This window comes from Nostoc sp. (assembly GCF_036917635.1).
Classification (GTDB): Bacteria; Cyanobacteriota; Cyanobacteriia; order Cyanobacteriales; family Nostocaceae; genus Nostoc.
In genome coordinates, this window is the sequence record NZ_JBALCW010000110.1 from 110,649 (window position 1) to 133,541 (window position 22,893).

A 22,893-nucleotide genomic window follows, 5' to 3' on the forward strand; every position below is an offset into this window, starting at 1 on the left:
ATTTTAGAACTCTGCCTCCTGCCTCCTCTTTCCTAATTCCCATTTTTAAGATATTTGCGGTTTACGCAGATGCCAAGTAGTGGATTGCTCATAAGCGTAAGCTACTTGAAACAGTAGCTCTTCTCGCAGGACATTGCTAATTAGCTGTAATCCTATCGGTAGCCCCTGATCGTCAAAACCACATGGCAAACTTAAACTAGGTAAACCAGCAAGATTCACAGGAATAGTCATCAAGTCAGTTAAATACATGCTCAAGGGGTCAGTAGTTTTTTCCCCTGCTTTGAATGCTGTAGTGGGAGATGTGGGACAAACTAACACATCAACTAAGCCAAAAGCCTTTTCAAAGTCTTGCTTAATCAGGGTGCGGACTTTTTGCGCTTTTAGATAGTAAGCGTCATAATAGCCAGCCGAAAGTGCGTAAGTGCCGATCATAATCCGGCGTTTGACTTCTGTACCAAAACCAGTGGCACGGGTACGAGTGTACATCGATAGCAAATTATCGGCATCAGGGGCGCGGTAACCATATTTAACGCCATCGTAACGAGCTAGGTTTGCTGATGCTTCTGATGGGGCGATGATGTAGTAGGTCGGTAAGCCATAACGAAAGGTGGGACAGGAAATTATATGAATTTCCGCTCCCAAACTTTGTAGTTGCTCTACTGCTTTGGTAACAGCTTGTTCCACTACAGGGTCTAAACCTTCACCAAAAGTTTCTTTGATGATCCCAATTCTTAGCTGACCTCTGGGTTTTAAGTCTGGTTTTAAGCTGGCGGCGTAGTTGGGAATGGCAACTTTGAGACTGGTAGAGTCTTTTGGATCGTGACCTGCGATCGCACTTAATAATATAGCCGCATCTTCCACTGTTTTTCCAAATGGCCCAATTTGATCCAAAGACGAAGCGTAAGCCACCAAACCATAACGCGAAACCAAACCATAAGTCGGTTTCATCCCCACCACTCCGCAAAAAGATGCAGGTTGCCGAATCGAACCCCCAGTATCAGAACCGAGAGCAACCACACATTCTTGAGCCGCCACCGCCGCCGCAGAACCCCCGGAAGAACCACCAGGAACTCGTGACAAATCCCAAGGATTAGCCGTGACTTGGTAGGCAGAGTTTTCTGTGGAACTACCCATTGCAAACTCATCTAAGTTGGTTTTGCCTACCATTACCGCCCCGGCATCTGCCAGTTTTTGCGTCGCCGTTGATTCATAAGGCGGCACGAAATTTTCTAAAATCCGGGAGGCGCAGGTGGTAGGAATTCCCTTAGTACATAAATTGTCCTTAATCCCAACAGGAATGCCTGCTAGCAGCCCAATTTCTTCTCCCGCAGCAATTTTAGCATCCACAGCACCCGCTTGCTCTAATGCCCGTTCTGCGGTCACATATAAAAAGCTGTGCAATTTCGGCTCTAACGCTTGAATGCGCTCTAAAGCTTCTTGGGTAATTTCAACGGCAGAACGTTCTTTCTTAACCAGCTGTTGGTGCAACTCGCGGATGGATGCCATGATTGCTCTCTTTGTGACTCAAGTCATTGATTTTAGTACATATTGGCCGATATTGGGTATTGGGTATTGGGTATGAAGAAAAGGCAGACGCGCTCTTAGAAGGATGCAGATGAGAGGAATTTTCCCCCTGCCCCCTGCCCCCCACTCCCCACTCCCACTCACTTTTCTTTCAATACAGACTTCCCTAAAGACTGGCAAATAACATCATTTTGCGGTGTATGAATACGGCTGCACAGAACGTCGCGGTAGTGTCGCTCTAAAGGATTCTTTTTTGACAGACCAGGATTACCGATTAGTTCCAAGGCAATCTCTACAGCACGAATCGAGTTAGCTGTGGTGAGATATTTAACAGCTTGTGCCTGTAATCCTACGGTAGCCTGATACTCGCCCTTATCAATATCTTGAGCCAAGCTATAAATCAATCTATTGTTAGCAAACAGCAGTGCTTCTATCTCACCCACAGCAGTTTGGAAACGTGGCAGAGTTGCCAGTGGCTCTTTTAGATTAGAAGGCGATCGCTCCCAAAGATATTTTACAAGCCAGTCTCGCGCACTAGTAGCAACACCAAGATATAAAGCACTCAATGTCAAACTGTTCCAAGTAGAAATCAGAGGATCAAAGGATGGCGCAGCAGATATGGGATTGATATTCAAAGCATACTCTCTTGGGATTAATACATTCTCCAAAATGAGATCGTGGCTGCCTGTAGCTCTCATCCCCAAGTGATCCCAGGTTTCGACAATTTGCAAACCGGGCAGATCGCGCCGAACCAGAAAACTGCCAACTTGTGGTTCATCCTCAGTTGTCCGCGCCCAAACAATAAAGTAACTGAGGATGGGACTACCTGTGGTATATTTCTTGTGACCCGTTAAACGCCAACCCTCTGTTGTGCGCTCGGCAATTGTGGCAGGCAATCCGCCTCTAGCTGGCGTTCCTAACTCAGGTTCGACACGAGCAGCATTGAGCAGGGCAATACCTTCAATCGATTCACGACACAGCCGTTTATATACTTCTGGATGCCAGCGACGGTTATAGGCCGCATGGGCATGTTGGAGATAGTGCATTGTCAGTACTAGCGCCGTCGAAGCATCGCCACGGGCTATCCCTTCAATCACTCGGCAGATAGTTGACAGCCCTAAACCCTGTCCCCCTAATTCACGGGGAATGGTGAGGCTGAGTAATCCTGCTTCATGCAAAGCTATAAAATTCTCGAAGGGAAAGGAACCGTCTTTGTCATGTACTCCTGCACGGGTGGCAAAATCCCTAGACAAAGCCTCAACCTGGTCGAATATATTATTGGGGAGAGTTTCCTTCGCTTTGGCTACAAAGGTGTCTGGTACTGCTTGCTCCAACTGTGACATAAATACTCCTTTAAAACTCACTTTACTCCCATTCTGCGAAAAATTTATGTTCCTGCAAACTTTAGATGCTTCCATCGGAGTTAAGCGATCGCAACTACTTGTAGCCTAAACCCTACTTTCTTTTCTTCTTCAGCATCTGACCTCAAATTCAGGTCTTTTAGTGATTTTTAAATACTACTTAAAATCTTTCGCAATACAGTAATTAAAAATTATCACACAAACAGCTTTCTAATAGCAAGCCAACCATCCGAATTTACGTTTTATTTTGACTTGGCTTAATTGGATTTAAGTAGGTAGCCAAGATAAAACCAAACTATATATATAACGAAAAGTAAAATCTCTGTATTTGGCTGGTAGTTGCACGCACTTACTTATGCGTTGTTCATTCTTTGACAATCGTTCAAACATTTGTATTAACGATGAATCTCGCGCCCGCTTTTCAAACAAGTTACTCAGTCGCTAATTGAAGCCGTCAAATTACAATTACACCAACTAGAAAACTGGCGGGATAAGGAATCTACAAGAGCCACAATTAAGAGTTTTATTTATGATTACTTGTACAGCGAAGACACAGGTTTACCTCTAAATGCTTATGATGATAGCCATGTAGACAACCTGAGTAATATAGTATTTCTCCATATTTATCAGCAGTATAAAATTGCTAATAAGCATCCTTATGCAGCCTAATAATACTTCATATTACTTGCTAAAGCCTTAATTAACGAACTAATCAAACAATAAAAATGGACGTAACTGGATTCGAACCAGTGACCTCTACGATGTCAACGTAGCGCTCTAACCAACTGAGCTATACGTCCTTAACCACACAGTTATCAATAATAACACATAATTTCTTGATAAAGCAAGATAAAAGTGTAAATCCATCTTATAAGGAAAGTACCATTCGACTAGGGTGTATGATCGATAAGGTTATTCGCTTCTGGTGGGAGTCAACTACTGGAGGTAACTTTAAAGTTCGGTGCAAATCCGGCACTTGGGAGCAATTGTAAACCAATTTGAGATGTAATCTAAAATCCCAAATAGAGTGAGTCAAAATGCCCGCCAAAATAGATTTATCAGTTCCACATATCTGCGAGGTACAGATGACTACTACTGTAAATATTTCCCCGACTAGTCCCTTGGGTGTTGCTGACCATACTTTATTTGTTTGCAAAACTTGTGCTAGCGTTTGGCAAGATGGAAAACGCTTAGGTGAAAGTGGCGGTCAAAAACTTCTATCTCAGCTTCAGCAGCTTGCACAAGATTGGGACTTACGAGATCAATTCTCAATTCAAGAAGTTGAATGCATGAGTGCTTGTAATCGTTCCTGTGTAGTTGCTTTTGCTGCCAAAGGCAAATTAACATATTTATTTGGTGATTTAGCTGTTGATGAGTGTGCATCTGCGGTACTAGAATGTGCTAGTCAATACTATGTCAAAGCAGATGGTTTACTGCCTTGGTCAGAGCGTCCAGAAGCGCTGAAAAAGGGCATTTTGGCAAAAATTCCACCTTTATCTTAATGATGCGCCTTTTGATTCTGGGTGGGACGGGAGATGCCGCAGAACTAGCTGCCAAAGTGGCGACTATTCAAGGGTTAGAAGCAATCACGTCTCTAGCTGGGCGCACCCGTGAACCATCAGTACCGTTAGGCGGTTTACGGGTTGGAGGCTTCGGTGGTGCGGCTGGATTGACTAGCTATTTGCGAGTAATGCAAATCGACTTATTAATTGATGCAACCCATCCTTTTGCGACTCAGATTTCTTTCAATGCGGCTGATGCTGCAACCGAAGTCGGAGTACCCCGTCTGATGTTAATACGCCCCCCTTGGGAAAAAGCAAGTGGCGATCGCTGGATTGAAGTTAACAGTGTTGAAGCCGCCGCCGCATCTTTGGAAAACCAGGCACAGCGAGTATTTTTGACAGTTGGTAGGCAAGAACTCGCCGCCTTTGCTAACTGCGAGAAAATTTGGTTTTTGATGCGGATGATTGACCCTCCTAGTGATGATGCTTTAGTGCCAGCAGGAATGATATTGTGCGATCGCGGGCCTTTTACCCTCAATAATGAAAGGCAAATCCTGATTCATCACAAGATTGATATCATAGTGAGTAAAAATAGCGGTGGCGATGCAACAAAGGCCAAGATTATTGCAGCGCGAGAACTGGGCGTAAACGTTGTTATGGTAAATCGTCCAGCCATACCGCCAGGGGAGCAGGTTACTGATGTTGATAATGCTTTGGAATGGCTATTTGACAAGTTGCACGACTAATTCAAGAACGAAAAAGCCGCCGAGCAGAATCAAAGCTCCTTCTCCCTATCCAGCATCGAAAATTCAAAAAAAAATCCTAGTATTGTGTCAATGAAATAACGAACCGCAGAGGCACAGAGAAGCCAGTGCGCCCTTGCTGGTTCCCCGACTTAAAGCAACTGGCGCGACACAGAGAGAAAGAGAGAAAATTCTAAAACTTGGTTTACTCAGCAAAATTGGGTTGGTCGAGTGTTTAGCAGTGCTAAGATTTACCCTTTGGAATTGACCCTTCAATTCCCTCAACATACCAATCCATCGCCAGTTGTTTTTGATCATCCAAAACCTTACCCTTTGGCACTCGCACCAACCCTTTTTGGTCTTTCACTGGGCCATCAAAAGGATGTGCAGTACCCTGAATAAATTCATCGCGTTTCGCATTCACCAGTTGTTGCACATCTTCTGGAATCGCCTCATTCATCGGGGAAATATCCACCATTCCTTGACCAATACCATCCCAAACCTCTTGAGATTTCCAAGTATTACTCATTAAAGCCTTGGCTTTATCTGTATAGAATTTGCCCCATTTGTTAATAGCTGATGTCAGGTGGGCTTTTTGACCAAATTTACTCATATCAGTGTTGTAGCCAAAAGCATAAATGCCTTTTTCTTGTGCCAATTGGACAACAGCACCAGAGTCGGTATGCTGCGTCAGTACATCCGCACCTAAATTTACCAAAGCTTGAGCCGCTTCTCTTTCTTTAGCTGGATTGTACCAACTTTGTACCCAAAGTACCTTAACTTTTGCTTGGGGATTTGTTAATCTTACTCCTTGAGTGAATGCACTGATTCCCCGAATTACTTCTGGAATTGGGTATGCGCCAATAAAACCAACTACATTTGATTTTGTCATCTTGCCAGCAATCATGCCGGTTAAGTAACGCGGTTCTTCAAAGCGTCCCAAATAAGTGCCGACATTGGCAGCACGTTTGTATCCTCTACAGTTTTCAAAGGCAACATCACCAAAGTCGTTGGCAACTTTAATTGTTGGGTTCATGTACCCGAAGGAAGTCGTAAAAATCAACTTATTACCATCTAATGCGAGTTGGCGAATCACCCTTTGGGCTTCAGCAGCTTCGTTGACATTTTCCACAAAGGTAATTTTTACCTTATCTTGAAGATTGGCTTCCATGTCTCTGCGGCCTAAATCATGGGCATAAGTCCAGCCAAAATCACCCACAAAATCGGCATAAACAAATCCCACCTTGAGAGGTTCATTTACCGCCACAGGCGAGGCCAAGGGAGATACCTTACCCTGTGATTTGGAATTTTTGCCTTGAACACAACTAGTTAAGGTAAAGGTAGATCCTGCTAAAGTGACATACTTTAAAAAATTTCGACGATCCATATTTTATTAATAGGTTTACCTGTTAATAAGATTTTTCTGACTGCTGGTAATGGTAGACACGGTTTAGATTACCTATTTACTTAATTTTAACTTTTTATTTCTGCGGTCAACTTACTTGAGAAAGAAGGCAATTAATGGTAATATTATAGACAATGCCAAAAAGTTTCAAAAAATAGATATTAAAAGCTAGCTTTTTGATAAAAAAATTGCGATCGCAGACCAATAAAGTTTGATTAGCTGGCAAGCAGAAGTGAATATCACAAAAAAAGGCAGAGAGCAGCAATAAACTGACCCAAAGCTTCTCCTGCAAAAAATATAGCAGACCCCCCTGAATGCTTACCCCCAAGTCTTTTTGAAGAGAATTTGTTACAACAAATTTATGTAATATTGTACTTAGGAAGTCTCAGATGTCGGACAAAAAATTTATTTATTGGTGGCAAAAATGCTTACCTTCTATCTTGGTAAGTGTTGCTGTACGTGCAGTAGTAATAATCTGTCTAACAGTAGGGGTATTGGGCATATTGGGAAGCACTGCTTCTATGAGTAATGCTCAACCGGTAAGTACCATTAAGGGTATCCAAGATAAACAGACACCATTAAAATCAACAGCGTTAAATGCCACTGTATATCACAGCCCTGATTGTAATTGTTGTGGTGGGTGGATTGACCACTTAAAAGCACAAGGTTTTCAAATCACAGACTTTTCCACGGCTGACATCGAAACAGTTAAACAAAAGTATAATGTGCCAGATAACTTGTCATCTTGCCACACCGCAATTGTTAATGGATATGTTATCGAAGGACACGTTCCAGCAGACGACATCAAACGTTTGCTTCGAGAAAAGCCAAATGTTGTTGGTTTATCTGTTCCTCAAATGCCCGTAGGCACTCCTGGGATGGAGATGGGGGATCGAAAAGACCCGTTTTATGTGCTTTCTTTTGATCGCAAGGATTCAGTTGCAGTATTCAATAAATATCCATCCTATTGATGTAATCTCGCTGTATTCTGAGCAGGGCTATTTCATTCTAAAATGTCACGTTTTATGCTTACCGGCTAATTTCAGTAAACCAAAAAGTTTTTCCGAAGGGCGATCGCAAAAGGATAGTTGAAAGATTTCGCTTTTAAGCCCTGAAAAGCATATCTGCTATTTGGGCTTTTCTGTCAATAGACATCTCCAGAAATTAAATATGCGTAACCTAAAACCCTTGTAGAGACGCGAAATTTCGCGTCTCTACATTCTTTTTCGGAGATGTCTTTTGCAGTATGGGAATAATCCACGCTTTACTCGCTTGCCTGATGACTTCCAACATACGGGTTTTTTACCATGTTTTGGTAGACTCAATCTAATGTACAGTCTTTCGTAAGTGATATTGAGGAAAAAACGTGGAATTTCAGAAGTTATTGTATATTTTTACTATAGTAAAGATTGCTACGTTCGCTCTGAGTGTACCTGTATTTGCTCAAATCACACAGACTCCCTCCAATTCTTCACAGTCGAGTTGTCGTGCAACTAAAGTAGATACTCCAATTTTCAAAGAACCTTCAACATCATCTAACGCTATCAGAATATTGCCGGCAAAAACAAATATTTTTTTAGCATATATACCAGCTAATGGAGATAGATTTGTCAGAATTAAATCTCCGACTTCAGGGTTTATTCAAACGGCTGTGCTGAAATTTTGTCAGACGAATAACAACGTTCAAAACCTATGGAGTCAACCTACTATTGGTAGTGTATGTCGGCAAATTGTACAACCTGAAACTATCCGTCGCCAACCAAGTACAAAAGGAGCTTTTATTACAACAATTAATCCAAACACAATTGTGTTTGTGAACTTGGTTACAGGTAATATAGTTAATTCATACAAATCTGAAAATTACATTTGGGTAGAAATCGACCTTTCCAGAAGTTTCCCTGGAGAGTTATCCGGTAATGGTTGGATAGCTAATACTGACTTAGTAAATACTCCTACATTAAGCAGCCTGGCTTATTGTAGTTAATAGTTTATTTCGCTCAATATCTCCATCCGCTATGATTTTGTCCATCTTCATCATCGCTGATGATAATCGAACAACATGACAACTATTTACAGTATTTTTTGAGAAGAGATACAGCTAGTTCATAACTATTAGCTTGAGTTCGTACGTAAGCCGGCGCAAATAATTATCACTGGTTTGTAGTTGCGCTTTAGCGCAAAACAGCGCAACTACGAGCTAAATACAGAGATTTTACTTTTCGTTGCATAGGTTGGTTTTTTCTCGCCGACCTACTTACTGCATAGGTTTCTCTTTCTAAATCTTGCCTGCTGTTAGCCACCCTGACAATTCAGGTTATGTGGAAAAGCTAACCATTAACCTAACCCCCTAGCCCCTTCGCTACGCTCTAAGGGGAAAATTCAAAGTCTCTGATGCCACTTGGCTGTCGGGCTTTGCCGCAAGGGCGCAGTGGCTCCTCCTTAAAGGAAGAGAGAAATTTCCAGATGACCTGAATTGTCAGGTTAGCCACCATCCCTCCATAAATTTAGTTCGCCATAAACATGGTTTAATCTCCATTAGCATGTTTGATATCAAATAACTAAAAAGTGTAATGAAAGTAGAAAAAATTTAACTCCCCTTAGTTTTCTGCCAATCCTCAAATGCACTAATGACAAAACTAGCAGCAGGATGATTAAGCAATTGCTCCAAAGCTTGAACGCCATCAGTTTTTAAAGCACTAGTTACCAGTTCTCCTATCATTGAATTATTTTCAATAGCCTTAATGGTTTCAGCCGCTATTTGCATTTTTCCCAAAGTCGTATCAGTAGGATAAGATTGAGCTAAGTGTTCTAAAAGCTTTTGAATTTCAGCAGCAGCTGAGGCAAGGTTTTGTTGTTTACTAGTGGCGTAGTAATTCCCTTGAATGTAATTACCTTCAATACGGTCGTTATAATTGCCACTACCACTCATATTAGATTTTGACTGGTTGTTAAAAAATAGAGTTTTAGAGTTATTTCGGATTTTGATTTTTGGAGTTGAAGACTCTGGTAGACCAAGAATGTCAATATTATTACAGCCAAATTGAAAACTTTCAGCATAACTTCTTCCAGCACCAAGAGCGTCATAAAATGCTAGTGAGAAATTAATTAGAGTCTTATCTGTGACAGCACCTTCCATACCAATTACACAATCAATATGGTGGTGAATGGTTTCAGCTTGTATTTCTGAATAACAGGCATTAAGCAAAACACACTCAACTTTATCTTTAAAAAGTTTAAACAGGTTGGCTAAAGATTCCGTACTAACCAATTGCGACTCGCCAGAGATATTCTCTAACGTTATGCCATCATCTCCTGCACCGTGTCCCGAAAAATGCACAATTTCAGGTTCATAATCCAATAATGCACGACGTAAATCATCGGTACGAACTGCCCATCTAGTAATAATTTCAAAGTTATCTCGGTTTTGAGAACGTTCCAAACCTGCCTGAATTTCTCGCACTTCGTGATCCAGACGTAACCTATCAGTGTTTTTCGGATTAGCTGATAAAATTAAAATATTTTTTTTGATATTCTTAAAATCATACTGAGGCTGTTGGCTGATAAATGCCTGTTGATTATATTTAGATAGTGTTAACTCTGCATTAGTTGAACTTTTGGAGTTAGCTAACTTGAGTGAATCAACAGTAATCTTCTTGTGTTCAGTATTGGGAATGGGATTAGTTCGCACCATCAAACGCACAGCCGGATCTCCAATAATTGCGTAATTACGGCTATCATTTTTCGCTGTCCACAAACTAGCTATCTTCCAATCATCAACAGATGTGTTGGGCTTTATTTGCTCTAACTCCACATTGAGGTCACAAGCGAGTTCTGCATAACGCTGATTAAAAAATTCTACTGCTGAACCCACTGGATGACCTTCCATCAGGCGTTTGAAAGCCGACTGAAAAGTTTCCAGTTGTTCTCCCAACTGCTTCCACACAAAAGAACATCCCCAAGCTCGTTCAATATGCCCAACTACAGCTAAAGCACCTCGACTCAGTAGACGTTTGGGAAGTTGAGCCACGAAAGCATGAGGTGCAATATCTGTCTTTTGAGTCCCATTTTGCACACTAAAGTCATCCACTTTAGGGGTTCCAGCACTATAACAAGCAAAGTGAAACGTAATTAACCCTAGTAAATTTGCATCATTACCAATATCGTCTGCACAAAAGTAATGTGTTTGCGGATGTAGTTCTCCTTTCCATTGGGATGGGCCTGGCCAGTCTTGGCACAGAAGCGCCCCTTGGTGGAGTAACTGAAGTGGATGATTGTTCGGAAAGCCGACACCATGAGTAGCAGTAAACAACAAAGCAGGTGTTTGTACCTCACTCATCAATTGGCTCAATCTTGCTTTAGTTGCTGATTCCCCCACAACCGTCTGCACCGACCAATTTGGCTGGTCATGAGTTATCCATTGTGATAAAGGTTTGATCAGATGCTCGGCACTCAGTTGGGTAGCTTGGTCATCTTGATTCTGTGTTCCAAACAAATAAATCTTTTGGGGTAAAATTATTTCACCAGTTTCAGCTTTGACTACACTGTGTGCATACTGAGCATATTCTTCTAAAGTATCAAAGTAAATTCTGCCAACTGCATACTGCACATCCAACTGATACTGGAAGTGATAAGGAATACTTTGGGGATCACCAACAATCAGTAAATAGTAGGGCATTTTCTCTGGGTTGACAGGCCCTGGGCCGACTCGATGGCGTTCCAAAAACTGCTGCTTTGATTCCTGAGTGCGGTATGCTTTTTGCCCTATGTACTCCTGGTAATAACGGTTGTCTATCTGTGTTGCTTGTTGGCGGCGATGCTTTAGTAATTCACTGAGGGCAACTCTTAGAGCCTCTGCTTGATAACCAGAACTATCTTTATATTCATAGGCGAAAATAATTCCCCAGCCCGTCTGCGCTAAGTTTTTTGGGTCTTTACCTTCTACCAGTCCCCTAGATTTTTCTGGAGATTTCTGATATTGCTGTTGCAGTTGGATTAAATCAGGTGGGTCATTAAACTGTTTACCTTGGGCGATTTGAGCAATTTGTTTAAAACTACGTGGAGACGGGAAGTATTCTCCCGTTGCGCCATTAATTCCATTGAAATATAAAAATTGTTCAGTCATTTATATTTATAAAAACTATATATCTTTACAATATAGCTTTCATCCAAAATTGGTATTACTATTTCTCTATTGAGAACTCTGATTAATAGTAAAGTTCACGATAGCCAAGCGTCTGACTTGGAGGAAATTAAAACGGCTCGCTACTAGAACTTTTTGAAGTTTTCAGTTATAGCAAAGTGCTGAGTGCTGAGTAAAACCCGATTTCTTTCAAGCCTTTGAGCAATCAACACTACCCTAACCTATGTGAGGCTATAATGATGGGCTTGGTCAAAGTAAGCCAAAGTTTGTATAAAAAATACGCATATAAAATTTTACTTAAGTTTTGTAAAAATAGATAAGTAAGTGGGTCAAATTAAATATAAAACCTCACCCTGCCTCCGGCTTCCCTCTTTGATGCTTTGGAGAGGGATTGAGGGTGAGGTTTGATCTTATATTTAATTATGCCTACCTACTTATTAGTATTTGCATGAGTTTTTAAATCTGTATTGATTAAAATATATGAGATTTATAGATTTTGTATTTAATAAAAACTATTTAATATTGAATAGATAAAAAAGTTCACTTGTAAAATTTATGTCTACATAAAATATAGTCTAAAATCCTTGCTATTTCGAGATTTCACGGCTTAATCGGAAAAATCAGATACTTAATGCGGTTACTGCTGAAGTTGAATTTTTGATTTCAGAAGGATAAATTTTCACAGGCGAATATCACTGTTAAGACAGCAAAGGAGTTATGATGCAAACTGTAAAATTGAGTTTCAAAGAGTGCAATCTTCTTCTAGTAAAGAATGCAGTAAAACTGAAACAGTATTGGCACAAACGCCTAGCACAGGAATGCCCAGAGGAAAGTGCAACTACCAGAGAGAGTATTGTTCGTTGGCTTTTGGGAAGAGATTTAAAACGGTTTGAACTACTTGAACCATTAGAGATGAATATTGTCAAGCAACTAATGGAGTATCGCTGGAAAATTTTACGCAAACGCTACTTAGGGAGCGGTAGAGAACGAGCTTATGGCAACTTAATCATCCGATTGGGGAGTTTAGTTTCTTTACGCAGCCAGATTCAAACTTGGGTAGGTTCCAGCCGCGATCGCCAATCCAGTGTTATGGATATATTGCAAGAAGTTATCCAAGAATTACTGCAAAACGATAGTTATATGCAACAGCAAATGGCTTGCATCGCCGAATTTACTAAGGATAGACAACTGCAAGATAAACTACTGTTTGCCAGTATAGAAGAGTATGCTTTGCGACCAGTGGATAATCAACCGTTGGTAATGTATCGTTTTGTCAATTACTTGCATCTAAATCACCGAAGTGACTTAACCCAAGTCTCAGCAGTAAGTGACTTGGTGAAACTACTTTCGCCAGAAATTCTTACCAATGACAGTAATAATTGCACCCAAAGTCGCATTAAAACATGATACACCCACACGTTTTATGAACAGCGATCGCACCCTCACAACCCCTAACTTGCACAAACCAGGAAAGACTGTGCAACCACAAGCCGATCGCTTCGCTACAAGGCGCGATTATTGTCTAGCAAAAGCCAAGTCACTCTCAATTAACTTGGCACCTATTAGGTTAGCTCCACTCAAATTGCATTCGTAAAAATTTGCCCCTCTTAAATCTGCTAGTGCTAGATTGGCTCCTGTTAAATCTGCACCAGTGAGGTTAACTTCAGTTAAGTTAGCACTACTTAGGTTAGCCCCCTGAAGCGAAGCTTGTTGCAGGTCTGCCCCGCTTAGGTTTGCCCTCATTAGGTTTGTCTTGGTTAAGTCAGTTCCACTTAAATTAGCTTGGCTTAGGTCTGCTGCTGTTAAATCAGCATAACTTAGATTGGCTTGACTTAGGTCTGCCCAACTCAGGTTTGCATAACTTAGGTTAATTTCACTCAGCTTCAGTGATGTAAGTACTGCACACCTCAAATTAGCATTAACAAAATTTCTTTCTCTTATTGCATAACGGCGTAAAATTTCATCAGTTGCTACTCTGTCTAAAACAGCTTTGGATGCGCCTTGATAACACCATGTAGCTATCGTAAGTTTGGCAGCAGTATTAACAGCTACCTCATCACATTTAGCCATGATTACACCATTGCAGCCATCCCAGTCACCGTTAAGCATTAAGGCAATCTCGCTAGCGGCAGCAGTTGAGTCAAATAGTAAAACAGATTCTTTGTGCGGTTTTAACCACTTATTCCAAACAATTGAGATAATATTTTTCATTTCTATAAGTTTTGCCACTCTAAAACGATTACGGCTCTAGCTTGCAGATATTAATCAACTCTGCCAGTCACCAGCACAAAAGACTCGGCTTCATTTTTCAAGACTACCTACTTTGTGACAGAGTGCTGCACAAAGACCTACAAAACGCTTTGCAGCCCATGTACAGCCCCCAATCACAAAATAGTTACAATCGGCTTAAGTACAAATGTCTGCAAGAACTAAGTTCTAAACAGCTGAATTTGAGCGTTCTATTTGCTGCCGAATCGTATCAATAGAAGCATTAATGCCAGCCAGTTTGGACTCTAAATCATCTCGCATCCAAATCAAGAATTTTAATTTCCGCTCTAAGCTAGCTTTGTGCGAAATCGGTTCGCTTCCATAACAGACATTACCCCAAAAAGGAAACATAGTTTACCTCTGTATTTAGCTTTTGTAACAGTGCAATAGATTGCACTATTACATTCTGACTAATAACAATCAGACTGGTGTGTGTAACAACCGACCATTATTGGACGTGCTTAACGAACACTTACTAAAAGTTGTTTCTTAAAATGGTGGAGGGATTTGACCAGAAGTAGATTAGGACATCTCTGCTAACCTACATGTGAACAAGCGGTTGATAATTGGATATGTGATGTTTGATGAGAAGCCGCTCTCTATCTACACATCCTCTGGAGATATACTTTTTCAGCAACTTACCCACAATCGAAATACCTTGCTCAATCTCCTCTGGTGAGAGACAGAAAGTCAGACGCATCGCTGGGTAACCCTGCTTATCTGGGAAAAATGCCGAACCACACGCTAGGTAGACATTTTGTGTAAAGGCTTCCTTACGAATTGTCCCAATCGGAATATCATCTGGTAACTGTACCCAGAGAAATAATCCACCCGTGGGAACTGTCCACCGGATCTCTTCAGGAAAATAACGCTCTAAAGCTTGCAGCATAGTATTACGACTTTGCAGATTATCTGTGCGAAGTCGGCTGAGGTGACGGCGGTAATGTCCTGAAGCGAGATATTCGCTAACTATTGTTTGCGAAATACTGGATGTGTGCAAGTCATGGAGCAACTTCCGCTCAATAATTGCTTGATAATGCTTACCTGTAACTACCATATAGCCCACTCGTAAACCAGGCATTAAAGTTTTAGAAAAAGTGCTTAAATAAGTCACCAAATTATTTTTATCTAAAGCTTTAATTGGTGCTGGTACAGCATCAAAATTTATGCCTTCATAAGCATTATCTTCTAAAATGGGGCATTCATATTTTTCGGCTAATGCTAATAATTGTTGACGATGACCTTGTGTTGTCGTCAATTCTGTCGGATTGTGAAAGGTACTAATCGTATAAATTAATTTCGGACGGTGGCTGTGTAGATATTGTTCTAATAAATCTAAATTCATTCCCTCCGCAGTCATGGGAATGCCAATAATCTTAGCTCCCAAGTTTTCTAAGATAGAAATTGCACCATAATAGGTGGGAGCTTCGACAATCACCCAATCACCAGGTTGTACATAATAATTCATCGCTAATGACAACCCTTGCTGAGAGCCATTAGTAATAATTAAATCTTCTGGAAAAACCTCTAATCCTTGATGTACTAGCATCTGGGCAATTTGTCTGCACAAAGTTAGTTGTCCTTGAGGCATTTCATGGGGAAAGAAAATATCAGCATCATCTTGTCTTAATGCTCGTCTGGCAATCAGGTTAATATCTTTTGGTGGACGAGGATAACCGTAGCCAAAATTAATCATTTCTGGCTGTGTCTGTGCTTGCACCAGTGGAGTATACATTTCATAAAAAGAACACTTTCCTGGTTTTGTAATTATGACATTTTGGGCTGGAGCAAATTTAGATTCTAAGTTGGCGCTTTTAAGAGAAATGCTGCTGACAAAATATCCTGAACCTTGACGAGCAGAAACAATTCCATCTGCTTCTAAAACGTTATATGCTTCAATAATCGTGAGTTTGTTAACTTGTAAACTTTCTGCCAAAGAGCGGATAGAAGGAAGGCGATCGCCACTTTTGAGTGCGCCAGATTTAATCAGACGACTGATGCGATCGCGGATCTGCAAATAAATCGGTTTGCTTGACTGCCGTTCTAATAAAATGTTCATTTTGCCGCACTCGTCAATGACTAAATAATCATCAATACTGGCAATATAAACTATTTTTAGCAAGTTTACCTAGTACAGTTGCGAGATTTTTTACTATACCAGTTCAGATAGCCCTTAACTGTACTAGATCAAATCTGCCAAAACTGTACCTTATCAGTTGAAAATTATTACGTGAAAGTAAAAGTAATAGTTCACTATTGATCGGGTGCTTTCACTATGAATAAATTTAATATTTTGTTAAATTTACGAAAATATTGGCAACATTTTACCACCTGGATGGCTAGTAGTTCTGATCTCCAAGTGTGGCAGGAATCAGACTGGCATGGTCACATTTCTTGTTGGCGTGCCTACGATCCAATCACAGGGCGTTCTGCCTGTTTTGGTTCTGAAGAAGAAATGCGAATTTGGATTGATAAATGTTATTACAGATAAAATCTTTTGCCCATCAATCTGAGATATATAGGACTATGATTTGATTTTTTAAAAAACTCCGTACACATCAAAAAGTGTTCTTTACTACTCCCCACTCCCAGCCTACGCAAATAATTTCAGTAATCAAACCGGATTCCTATAGACAGTTCGGAACAATCATCATGAAGATATTTGGTTGTTTGCGAATATCTTTTTCACTTTCAGATAAGTAGGTAGACGTAATTAAACATAAGAAAAAACCTCACCCTCAATCCCTCTTTGATGCTTTGGAGAGGGAAGCCGGAGGCAGGGTGAGGTTTTATATTTAATTTGACCCACTTACTTAGCCAGTAAACGTAACTATCTGAAAGTGGAAAAATCTACGTTCTACTAATTATTTGGTAGGTAGATTGTATTTGAGGCTATGGTGTAAATTTAAACACGGTTCCTTGTGCAGAAGCGCCACCAGTAGAGGTGGTACCGTAAAATGCACCATTAGCAAGTTGAATTAGCGTAGACTCTGGCGTTGCCCCATTCGTGCCATTAAAACTAAATAACAAAGTGATGGTTCCTCCAGTCAACCGATAGATGGCTCCTTTATTATTTGCACCACCTGTAGAAGTCGTACCGTAGAAGTTACCGTCACTTCCTTTTGTGAGTGCAGCTGTGGGGTTAGCCCCATTGGTGCCATTAAAACTGGCAACTAAAACCGGTGTACCGCCACCGAGGGGAACCTTGAATATAGCTCCTTTATTACTGGCTCCACCTAGAGAAGTCGTGCCATAGATAAATTTATCAGATTCAATTAATCCAGCCTGAGGACTTTGCCCATTAGCACCACTAAAGCTATATGAAGTTATTACTCCTGCGGGAGTTAACTTAAATGCCACACCTTTATTACTTGCTCCACCTGCTGAGGCGGTGCCATAGTAGTTTTTGTCACTAGCTAATTGCAACCTTGCTAATGGAGTTGCTCCATTAGTACCGTTAAAGTTAACTACGACAGTGGGGACACCACCAGTTAGCGGAATCTTGAATACAGTTCCTTTATTGTTTACCCCACCGGCAGAAGTTATCCCCACCAAGCTGCCATCGCTACCTGAAATCAATCTACCTGTAGGGTTGGCTCCACCAGTACCATTGAAATTCAAAAGAGTTGTCAAGTTTGTAAAAGTTGTTTTTTTCAACTGAAACAACGTACCTAAGTTATTTGTACCGCCTGTAAAGGTCGCACCATATAGATTGCCATCACTTGCCTGAAATAATCTAGCAACAGGGTTAGTTCCATTGGTTCCAGTGAAGTTAACTAGTGTAGTCAGAGTATTAAAAGTAGAACCAGTTAATTTGAATGCTGTTCCTTTACTTTGCGAACCACCTGCGGAAGTGGTTCCATAAAGATTGCCATCCTTGCCTGCAAGCACACCTGCATTTGGGTTAGCTCCATTAGTACCGTTGAAATTTACAATGGTCGTTAATGTTTCTGCAAAAGCTTGTTGTAAGGGCAATACTAATGGAGACGCCAACACAGCCAGAGAAGTTAAAATCAATACGCTATTTTTGCTTTGACGTTGTTTGTACAGTTTCATCTTGTTCACTTAACTCCTACAAAAATTTACTCAGACACGAACCCGAAATCCCAGCATCCCAAATGTGCCATTCCCTTGATAGCCCTCATCCCCTAACCCCGAATCCGATATGATGGGATTCGGGGAACTAGAATTATGTCTCCCCTCTCCCCATTCCGGGAGAGGGGCTGAGGGAAAAGATTTAAGCCAAAATTGGGATGCTCCCCCCGAAATAAGTCTTCAGCCTACTTTTTAAGAACTGCTCTGCCGAAGGTGGTTTCACTCTGGGCATAGTCGCTGATTCGTTTTAATAAGGCTGGAGATTTATTTTTATGCCTCTCTCTCAGACTGGAGATAGCAATTATTGTATGGATGCAATCCACTATGGGGTGCAAAACTTTGCACTCCTCAACAGATATGTATTCCATACAAGTGAAAACAGCTAGAATGGCTTGAACTAACGGATTTTGTAGTACTTGATATCACAACTAATTTGTGAAATCAGGTACTATAAATTCGTTATTTAAACTAGCTTTTAGTGAAAACTCAGCAGAAACTTTGGTATATCTTGGCCAGGAAGAATTTATAAATTCTCTGGCCGCCTATACCACAATGAGTGTATTCACACTTAAGTTAATTGCTGAAAATGAGAGCATTTATGATGTCGCTCAGTAACATAACATACTGATTATTTTTTAGATGTCGTGATCAACACAAAAAATTTCAATTTAACTTTTACCTCTGCTATCAGCAATCCGATTTTATTTTTGAAAAAAAATAAGGGAGAATACCAGTTTGGGTGATACAATCAATTTTTGGTGTTTTCTAAAAATATTTGTTTTGACTTATAAAACTAACCCTTTCAAGATGGGTAAAAGTTCTTGAAAATAAATACCTCTCTAACCTCTTATCTCTGTGTTGTCTGTGCCTAATAAGGTTAAATAAATTACTTTTAAACCGCAGAGGCACAGAGAGCGCTGAGAAAAAACAATTTTATTTTACGAGTCACCTTGAAAGGGCTACTTATAAAACTTACGCCTTGACAAGAAATACTAAATATGAATAAGTTGAAAAACCACATCTTTCGTAAAGGCACAGCATTGTTAGTTCAGCATGGTGTATTTACGATCGCAGCATAATTAACAAAAGTCTGAAATAACCTATTTTAGTTAATGCACATCACGATACATTTGTATACTGCGTAAGTCCTAACTTAATATAATTTATTTACTAGAGGTCAAGTAAGTATTAATCGGTCAAAATAATACTACTCACAAAGCGGGATGCTGGACGCATGATTACTAAACCTAAGATTTTTATTGATGGGGAATCGGGAACCACAGGCTTACATATTTACTCACGCCTCAATCAACGGGATGATATCGAGTTAGTTAGCATTGAAGCATCTAAACGTAAAGATGCAACTGAGCGAGCTAAACTAATTAATGCCGTCGATGTTGTCATTCTCTGCCTACCTGATGATGCAGCCCGCGAAGCTGTTAGCTTAGTAAGTAGTACTACGGTTAAGATCCTTGATGCTAGTAGCGCCCATCGCACAGCTAATAACTGGGTATATGGTTTTCCTGAACTAAATCCAGGACAGCGAGAGAAAATCGCCCGCGCTCAGTATGTCAGCAATCCCGGCTGTTATCCCACAGGATTTTTAGCCTGTATCCGTCCGTTGATTGCCAAGGGAATTTTAAAGAGTAATTTTCCCATCACCGTTAATGCAGTGTCAGGTTACTCTGGTGGCGGAAAGAATCTGATCAAACAATACCATACCTTTCACGAACAGGAAACTGGAGCAGAGTCGCTTTATCCTTATGGTATCTACGGTTTGCAGTTTGGACATAAGCACGTCAAGGAAATGCATTATTACTCAGAATTAGCATCGCCGCCGCTATTCGTACCCGCAGTAGGAGATTTTGAGCAAGGAATGCTGGTTCAGGTGCCTTTGCCGTTGGGGACTTTGAATAATCCACCATCAGGTGAGGTTATTCATCAAGTAATTGTTAACTATTACAAAAGTGAAAAATTCGTGCAGGTTGCTCCATACCAAGATTCTACACTACTGCGAGACGGAATATTTTTGGATGCGATGTCTACGACGGGCTCCGCCTACGCAATCAACGGCACTAATATTGTTCAAGTTTTTGTATTCGCCAATGACACCACCAAAGAAGCATTGCTAGTTGCTCGTCTCGACAACTTGGGTAAAGGCGCATCGGGAGCCGCAATCCAAAACCTAAACATCATGCTAGGCTTTCCAGAAGAGTTGGGATTGTTATGAAAGAGCGTTAAGCAATAAGGAAAAAAGCAGTAGGGCTTTACTCCATGCTTAATGACTAATGGCTTGTACAAGACAGCAATAACTTATTATGAGTGTGTAAATTGCTCATTTGAAAAAGCAAAAAGGCAAATTGAGAAAGCAATCTGCCTTTTTGCTTGCTGAATCCACCGAAATGAATGCGCGATATACCGAAATGAGAAAGCAATCTGCCTTTTTGCTTGCTAAATCTACCGAAATGAATGCGCGATATACTGAAATGAGAAAGCAATCAAGCATTTTGAGAAAGTAATATGTCTTTTTGCTTGCTGAATCTACCGAAAAGAGAAAGCAATTAGGCATTTTGAGAAAGCAATATGCCTAATTGCTTATTGAAATCGACTTAAGCACAATAGAAGAAAGGCATCAGGAGAAACTGCCGTTAAGAATTCAGCTTAGGAAACCGTCGTCAAATTGTCGTAGGAAAATATGGTGGAGCGATCGCAACTGAGTTTATGATTACCCTGCCAGTCAAAGTTAATTAGCAAATAGTCTGTTATTTGCTTGTTTCCACTTAAACCACTTATTGCCCACTTTGTCAATGTGTAAATCTTAGTACTGTGAGTTTGATTAGCTGCGATTTTGGCAGCATTTTGAAGATATCGCCAGAAGTCCAGTGGATTTTTCCCACTTCAATTTAGCTATCGAACTTTTTTGTAACATCAACTTTATCAGTAAATCAAGATCAGTTGGGCATTGCAGACAGCGATTTGTGTGTAATAAAGCTTGTACAATTGTCAAGGCGGTTTTTCCTGCCAGAATACTTCTCAGGCGTAAAATTTATCGACAGCAAAATTTTTCTACTTTGTGTTTTTCCATGCTTCACTTGTGGCAAAACTGACAATTCAGGTTATATGGAAAAGCCCACGAAAACCTAACCCCCTAACCCCTTCCCTACACGGGAAGGGGGAAAATTCAAAGTCTCTCTCCTAAAAGGAAAAGAGAAATAGAAGTGAGGTTTTCCCGATACCGTGAAAAGTCAGGTAGCAAAAATGCCCCAACTTAGGCGTTCATATCTTGCAATAGATAACTTTTACCCTTATGACTGGAGAGCAAAATCTTGGGAATAGAACTACGCAGTTTCGTATTTCTCGACAGCCTGCAACCTCAACATGCAGCATATATGGGAACAGTAGCTCAAGGCTTCTTACCATTACCAGGGGATACATCACTGTGGATTGAAATCTCTCCTGGTATCGAAATTAATAAAATTACCGATATAGCCCTGAAAGCTGCCTCTGTCCGTCCGGGAGTACAGATAGTTGAACGACTGTACGGACTATTAGAAGTTCATTCTAGCTCCCAAGGGGAAACGCGAGCTGCTGGGCAAGCAATTTTGGCTGCATTGGGAGTCCGAAAAGACGAATGTCTCAAACCGCGTGTTGTTTCTAGCCAAATTATCCGCAACATCGATGCTTACCAAACACAACTTATTAATCGCACACGACGGGGACAGCTATTACTAGCAGGGCAAACGCTGTATGTATTAGAAGTGGAACCTGCTGCTTACGCTGCACTGGCTGCGAATGAAGCTGAGAAAGCAGCATCGATTAACATCCTTGAGGTTCAAGCCGTAGGTAGTTTTGGACGGCTTTACTTAGGTGGACATGAAAGAGATATTCTAGCAGGTGCGGCAGGAGCATTAACGGCAATAGAAAGTGTAGCAGGTCGGGCAAATCCTCTGGGTATGCGTCAGGAGTAAAGGAGAGAAAATGGCAAATCGAGAGCATCTAGCTTTACTCAAAGCAGGTGCAGTTACATGGATTGAGTGGAGAGAGAAAAATCCTCAGATTGAACCAGACCTCAGCGCCGCAAACCTGCAAGGGGATAACCTCAGAGGCGCAAATCTCCAGGGGGTAAATTTGAGCAAGGTAGATTTGCGTAATGCTTTACTTGTGCGAGCAAACCTCAGTGGTGCTGACCTGAGTAGTGCCAACCTCTACAAAGCCTTGCTCATTGAAGCTAACTTGAGTGATGCTAACTTCAGTGTTGCTAACTTGAGTGGTGCTATACTTACGCAGGCAGATTTGAGTCATGCTAATTTTATTGGTGCTGACTTGAGTGAGGCGAATCTTAGAGGCGCTGCGATCGCTCATGCTAATCTAATTGGAACCGACTTAAGAGGCGCTAACTTAATAGATGCCGATTTAGGTGCAGCGAAGCTAATGCGGACTAATCTCTCTTTTGCCAACCTCATTGAAGCTAACTTGATTGCGGCTGACCTGTGCGAGGCGAATTTGTACGAGGCGGAAGTGTTGGGGGCTTATCTTTACAAAACTAAACTCTACAAAGCTAATCTAAATAAGGCTCACCTAAGTGGTGCTTATCTGTTGCGGGCTAACTTAAGTGAAGCTAACTTAAGTGAAGCTGACTTGAGTTGGACTAACCTCAGAGGCGCGAATCTCACAGGAGCAAATCTCAGAGGAGCAAACCTCAGAGGAGCCGACATTAGGGGAGCTAACCTCAACGGCGTAAATCTTCAGGAGGTAATTATGCCTGACGCTTCAAAGCACCATTAATTAACAAAAAAAGTAATTTTGACGTAAGGATTCATTTTTCGGAGTCTAAACTAGTTCGCGGTGAAAAATT

17 protein-coding genes, 1 tRNA gene and 1 pseudogene are annotated in these 22,893 nt (G+C 41.0%); 10 read left to right on the forward strand and 9 right to left on the reverse strand.

Annotation, left to right across the window (positions count from 1 at the left end):
• Positions 1-45 precede the first annotated feature (45 nt).
• Both gatA and V7K32_RS27165 read right to left on the reverse strand, forming a co-directional pair.
• Positions 46-1,506 (reverse strand): Asp-tRNA(Asn)/Glu-tRNA(Gln) amidotransferase subunit GatA, encoded by a 1,461-nt coding sequence (gene gatA / locus V7K32_RS27160; protein ID WP_334997795.1) that lies wholly within the window; start codon positions 1,504-1,506, stop codon positions 46-48.
• 158 nt (positions 1,507-1,664) lie between these two features.
• On the reverse strand, positions 1,665-2,867 hold the full coding sequence (locus tag V7K32_RS27165; protein WP_334997797.1) for an acyl-CoA dehydrogenase family protein: 1,203 nt from the start codon (positions 2,865-2,867) through the stop codon (positions 1,665-1,667).
• Positions 2,868-3,422: 555 nt separating this feature from the next.
• On the opposite strand from V7K32_RS27165, the gene V7K32_RS27170 reads away from it, so the two are divergent.
• Positions 3,423-3,554, forward strand: coding sequence for a hypothetical protein (locus V7K32_RS27170; protein ID WP_334997800.1), 132 nt, complete (start codon positions 3,423-3,425; stop codon positions 3,552-3,554).
• Between the two features lie 57 nt (positions 3,555-3,611).
• Here the strand turns inward: V7K32_RS27170 and V7K32_RS27175 are convergent.
• Positions 3,612-3,685: transfer RNA gene (locus V7K32_RS27175), tRNA-Val, on the reverse strand.
• 285 nt (positions 3,686-3,970) lie between these two features.
• On the opposite strand from V7K32_RS27175, the gene V7K32_RS27180 reads away from it, so the two are divergent.
• Both V7K32_RS27180 and V7K32_RS27185 read left to right on the forward strand, forming a co-directional pair.
• On the forward strand, positions 3,971-4,387 hold the full coding sequence (locus V7K32_RS27180) for a DUF1636 domain-containing protein (protein WP_334997802.1): 417 nt from the start codon (positions 3,971-3,973) through the stop codon (positions 4,385-4,387).
• 2 nt (positions 4,388-4,389) lie between these two features.
• The gene (locus V7K32_RS27185) at positions 4,390-5,133 is read left to right on the forward strand and encodes a cobalt-precorrin-6A reductase (protein ID WP_334997944.1); all 744 of its coding nucleotides are present in this window, start codon (positions 4,390-4,392) and stop codon (positions 5,131-5,133) included.
• Between the two features lie 241 nt (positions 5,134-5,374).
• Here the strand turns inward: V7K32_RS27185 and V7K32_RS27190 are convergent, their stop codons facing one another.
• Positions 5,375-6,517, reverse strand: a complete 1,143-nt coding sequence (locus V7K32_RS27190) for a BMP family ABC transporter substrate-binding protein (protein WP_334997804.1) — start codon at positions 6,515-6,517, stop codon at positions 5,375-5,377.
• A gap of 407 nt (positions 6,518-6,924) precedes the next feature.
• Here V7K32_RS27190 and V7K32_RS27195 point away from each other — a divergent pair, with 407 nt between their 5' ends.
• Both V7K32_RS27195 and V7K32_RS27200 read left to right on the forward strand, forming a co-directional pair.
• Positions 6,925-7,506, forward strand: a complete 582-nt coding sequence (locus V7K32_RS27195; protein WP_334997806.1) for a DUF411 domain-containing protein — start codon at positions 6,925-6,927, stop codon at positions 7,504-7,506.
• A gap of 395 nt (positions 7,507-7,901) precedes the next feature.
• Positions 7,902-8,519 carry a hypothetical protein gene (locus V7K32_RS27200; protein WP_334997808.1) on the forward strand — a complete coding sequence of 206 codons (618 nt, stop codon included), beginning with the start codon at positions 7,902-7,904 and terminating at the stop codon, positions 8,517-8,519.
• 603 nt (positions 8,520-9,122) lie between these two features.
• Here V7K32_RS27200 and V7K32_RS27205 read toward each other — a convergent pair.
• Positions 9,123-11,657 (reverse strand): CHAT domain-containing protein, encoded by a 2,535-nt coding sequence (locus V7K32_RS27205; RefSeq protein ID WP_334997810.1) that lies wholly within the window; start codon positions 11,655-11,657, stop codon positions 9,123-9,125.
• A gap of 735 nt (positions 11,658-12,392) precedes the next feature.
• Here V7K32_RS27205 and V7K32_RS27210 point away from each other — a divergent pair.
• Positions 12,393-13,055 (forward strand): annotated as a pseudogene (locus tag V7K32_RS27210) (hypothetical protein); the annotation flags it as partial.
• A gap of 135 nt (positions 13,056-13,190) precedes the next feature.
• On the opposite strand, the gene V7K32_RS27215 reads toward V7K32_RS27210, so the two are convergent.
• From V7K32_RS27215 to V7K32_RS27225, 3 genes are all read right to left on the reverse strand, one after another.
• Positions 13,191-13,886, reverse strand: a complete 696-nt coding sequence (locus V7K32_RS27215; RefSeq protein ID WP_334997812.1) for a pentapeptide repeat-containing protein — start codon at positions 13,884-13,886, stop codon at positions 13,191-13,193.
• A 225-nt stretch (positions 13,887-14,111) separates the two neighbouring features.
• Positions 14,112-14,294: a hypothetical protein gene (locus tag V7K32_RS27220; RefSeq protein WP_334876589.1), complete on the reverse strand. Its 183-nt coding sequence runs from the start codon at positions 14,292-14,294 to the stop codon at positions 14,112-14,114.
• Positions 14,295-14,484: 190 nt separating this feature from the next.
• Positions 14,485-16,002 carry an aminotransferase-like domain-containing protein gene (locus tag V7K32_RS27225; RefSeq protein ID WP_334997814.1) on the reverse strand — a complete coding sequence of 506 codons (1,518 nt, stop codon included), beginning with the start codon at positions 16,000-16,002 and terminating at the stop codon, positions 14,485-14,487.
• 216 nt (positions 16,003-16,218) lie between these two features.
• On the opposite strand from V7K32_RS27225, the gene V7K32_RS27230 reads away from it, so the two are divergent.
• Positions 16,219-16,434, forward strand: coding sequence for a hypothetical protein (locus V7K32_RS27230; protein WP_334997816.1), 216 nt, complete (start codon positions 16,219-16,221; stop codon positions 16,432-16,434).
• Positions 16,435-16,835: 401 nt separating this feature from the next.
• Here V7K32_RS27230 and V7K32_RS27235 read toward each other — a convergent pair whose 3' ends face one another.
• A complete protein-coding gene (locus tag V7K32_RS27235) occupies positions 16,836-17,999 on the reverse strand; it encodes a choice-of-anchor tandem repeat GloVer-containing protein (protein ID WP_334997818.1) in 1,164 nt (387 codons plus the stop codon).
• A gap of 1,276 nt (positions 18,000-19,275) precedes the next feature.
• Between V7K32_RS27235 and argC the strand changes: the two genes are divergently transcribed.
• The 3 genes from argC (at position 19,276) to V7K32_RS27250 (ending at position 22,823) form a co-directional block, all read left to right on the forward strand.
• Positions 19,276-20,268, forward strand: coding sequence for an N-acetyl-gamma-glutamyl-phosphate reductase (argC, locus tag V7K32_RS27240; RefSeq protein WP_334997946.1), 993 nt, complete (start codon positions 19,276-19,278; stop codon positions 20,266-20,268).
• Positions 20,269-21,364: 1,096 nt separating this feature from the next.
• Positions 21,365-22,006, forward strand: a complete 642-nt coding sequence (locus V7K32_RS27245; RefSeq protein ID WP_334997820.1) for a hypothetical protein — start codon at positions 21,365-21,367, stop codon at positions 22,004-22,006.
• 10 nt (positions 22,007-22,016) lie between these two features.
• Positions 22,017-22,823: a pentapeptide repeat-containing protein gene (locus V7K32_RS27250; protein ID WP_334997822.1), complete on the forward strand. Its 807-nt coding sequence runs from the start codon at positions 22,017-22,019 to the stop codon at positions 22,821-22,823.
• The last annotated feature ends 70 nt before the right edge of the window (positions 22,824-22,893 follow it).

Bases quoted from the DNA above. Each gene is read 5' to 3' on its own strand.
- gatA (WP_334997795.1), bottom strand. From the start codon at position 1,506: ATGGCATCCATCCGCGAGTTGCACCAACAGCTGGTTAAGAAAGAACGT.
- V7K32_RS27165 (WP_334997797.1), bottom strand. From the start codon at position 2,867: ATGTCACAGTTGGAGCAAGCAGTACCAGACACCTTTGTAGCCAAAGCG.
- V7K32_RS27180 (WP_334997802.1), top strand. From the start codon at position 3,971: ATGACTACTACTGTAAATATTTCCCCGACTAGTCCCTTGGGTGTTGCT.
- V7K32_RS27185 (WP_334997944.1), top strand. From the start codon at position 4,390: ATGCGCCTTTTGATTCTGGGTGGGACGGGAGATGCCGCAGAACTAGCT.
- V7K32_RS27190 (WP_334997804.1), bottom strand. From the start codon at position 6,517: ATGGATCGTCGAAATTTTTTAAAGTATGTCACTTTAGCAGGATCTACC.
- V7K32_RS27195 (WP_334997806.1), top strand. From the start codon at position 6,925: ATGTCGGACAAAAAATTTATTTATTGGTGGCAAAAATGCTTACCTTCT.
- V7K32_RS27205 (WP_334997810.1), bottom strand. From the start codon at position 11,657: ATGACTGAACAATTTTTATATTTCAATGGAATTAATGGCGCAACGGGA.
- V7K32_RS27215 (WP_334997812.1), bottom strand. From the start codon at position 13,886: ATGAAAAATATTATCTCAATTGTTTGGAATAAGTGGTTAAAACCGCAC.
- V7K32_RS27220 (WP_334876589.1), bottom strand. From the start codon at position 14,294: ATGTTTCCTTTTTGGGGTAATGTCTGTTATGGAAGCGAACCGATTTCG.
- V7K32_RS27225 (WP_334997814.1), bottom strand. From the start codon at position 16,002: ATGAACATTTTATTAGAACGGCAGTCAAGCAAACCGATTTATTTGCAG.
- V7K32_RS27230 (WP_334997816.1), top strand. From the start codon at position 16,219: ATGAATAAATTTAATATTTTGTTAAATTTACGAAAATATTGGCAACAT.
- V7K32_RS27235 (WP_334997818.1), bottom strand. From the start codon at position 17,999: ATGAAACTGTACAAACAACGTCAAAGCAAAAATAGCGTATTGATTTTA.
- V7K32_RS27250 (WP_334997822.1), top strand. From the start codon at position 22,017: ATGGCAAATCGAGAGCATCTAGCTTTACTCAAAGCAGGTGCAGTTACA.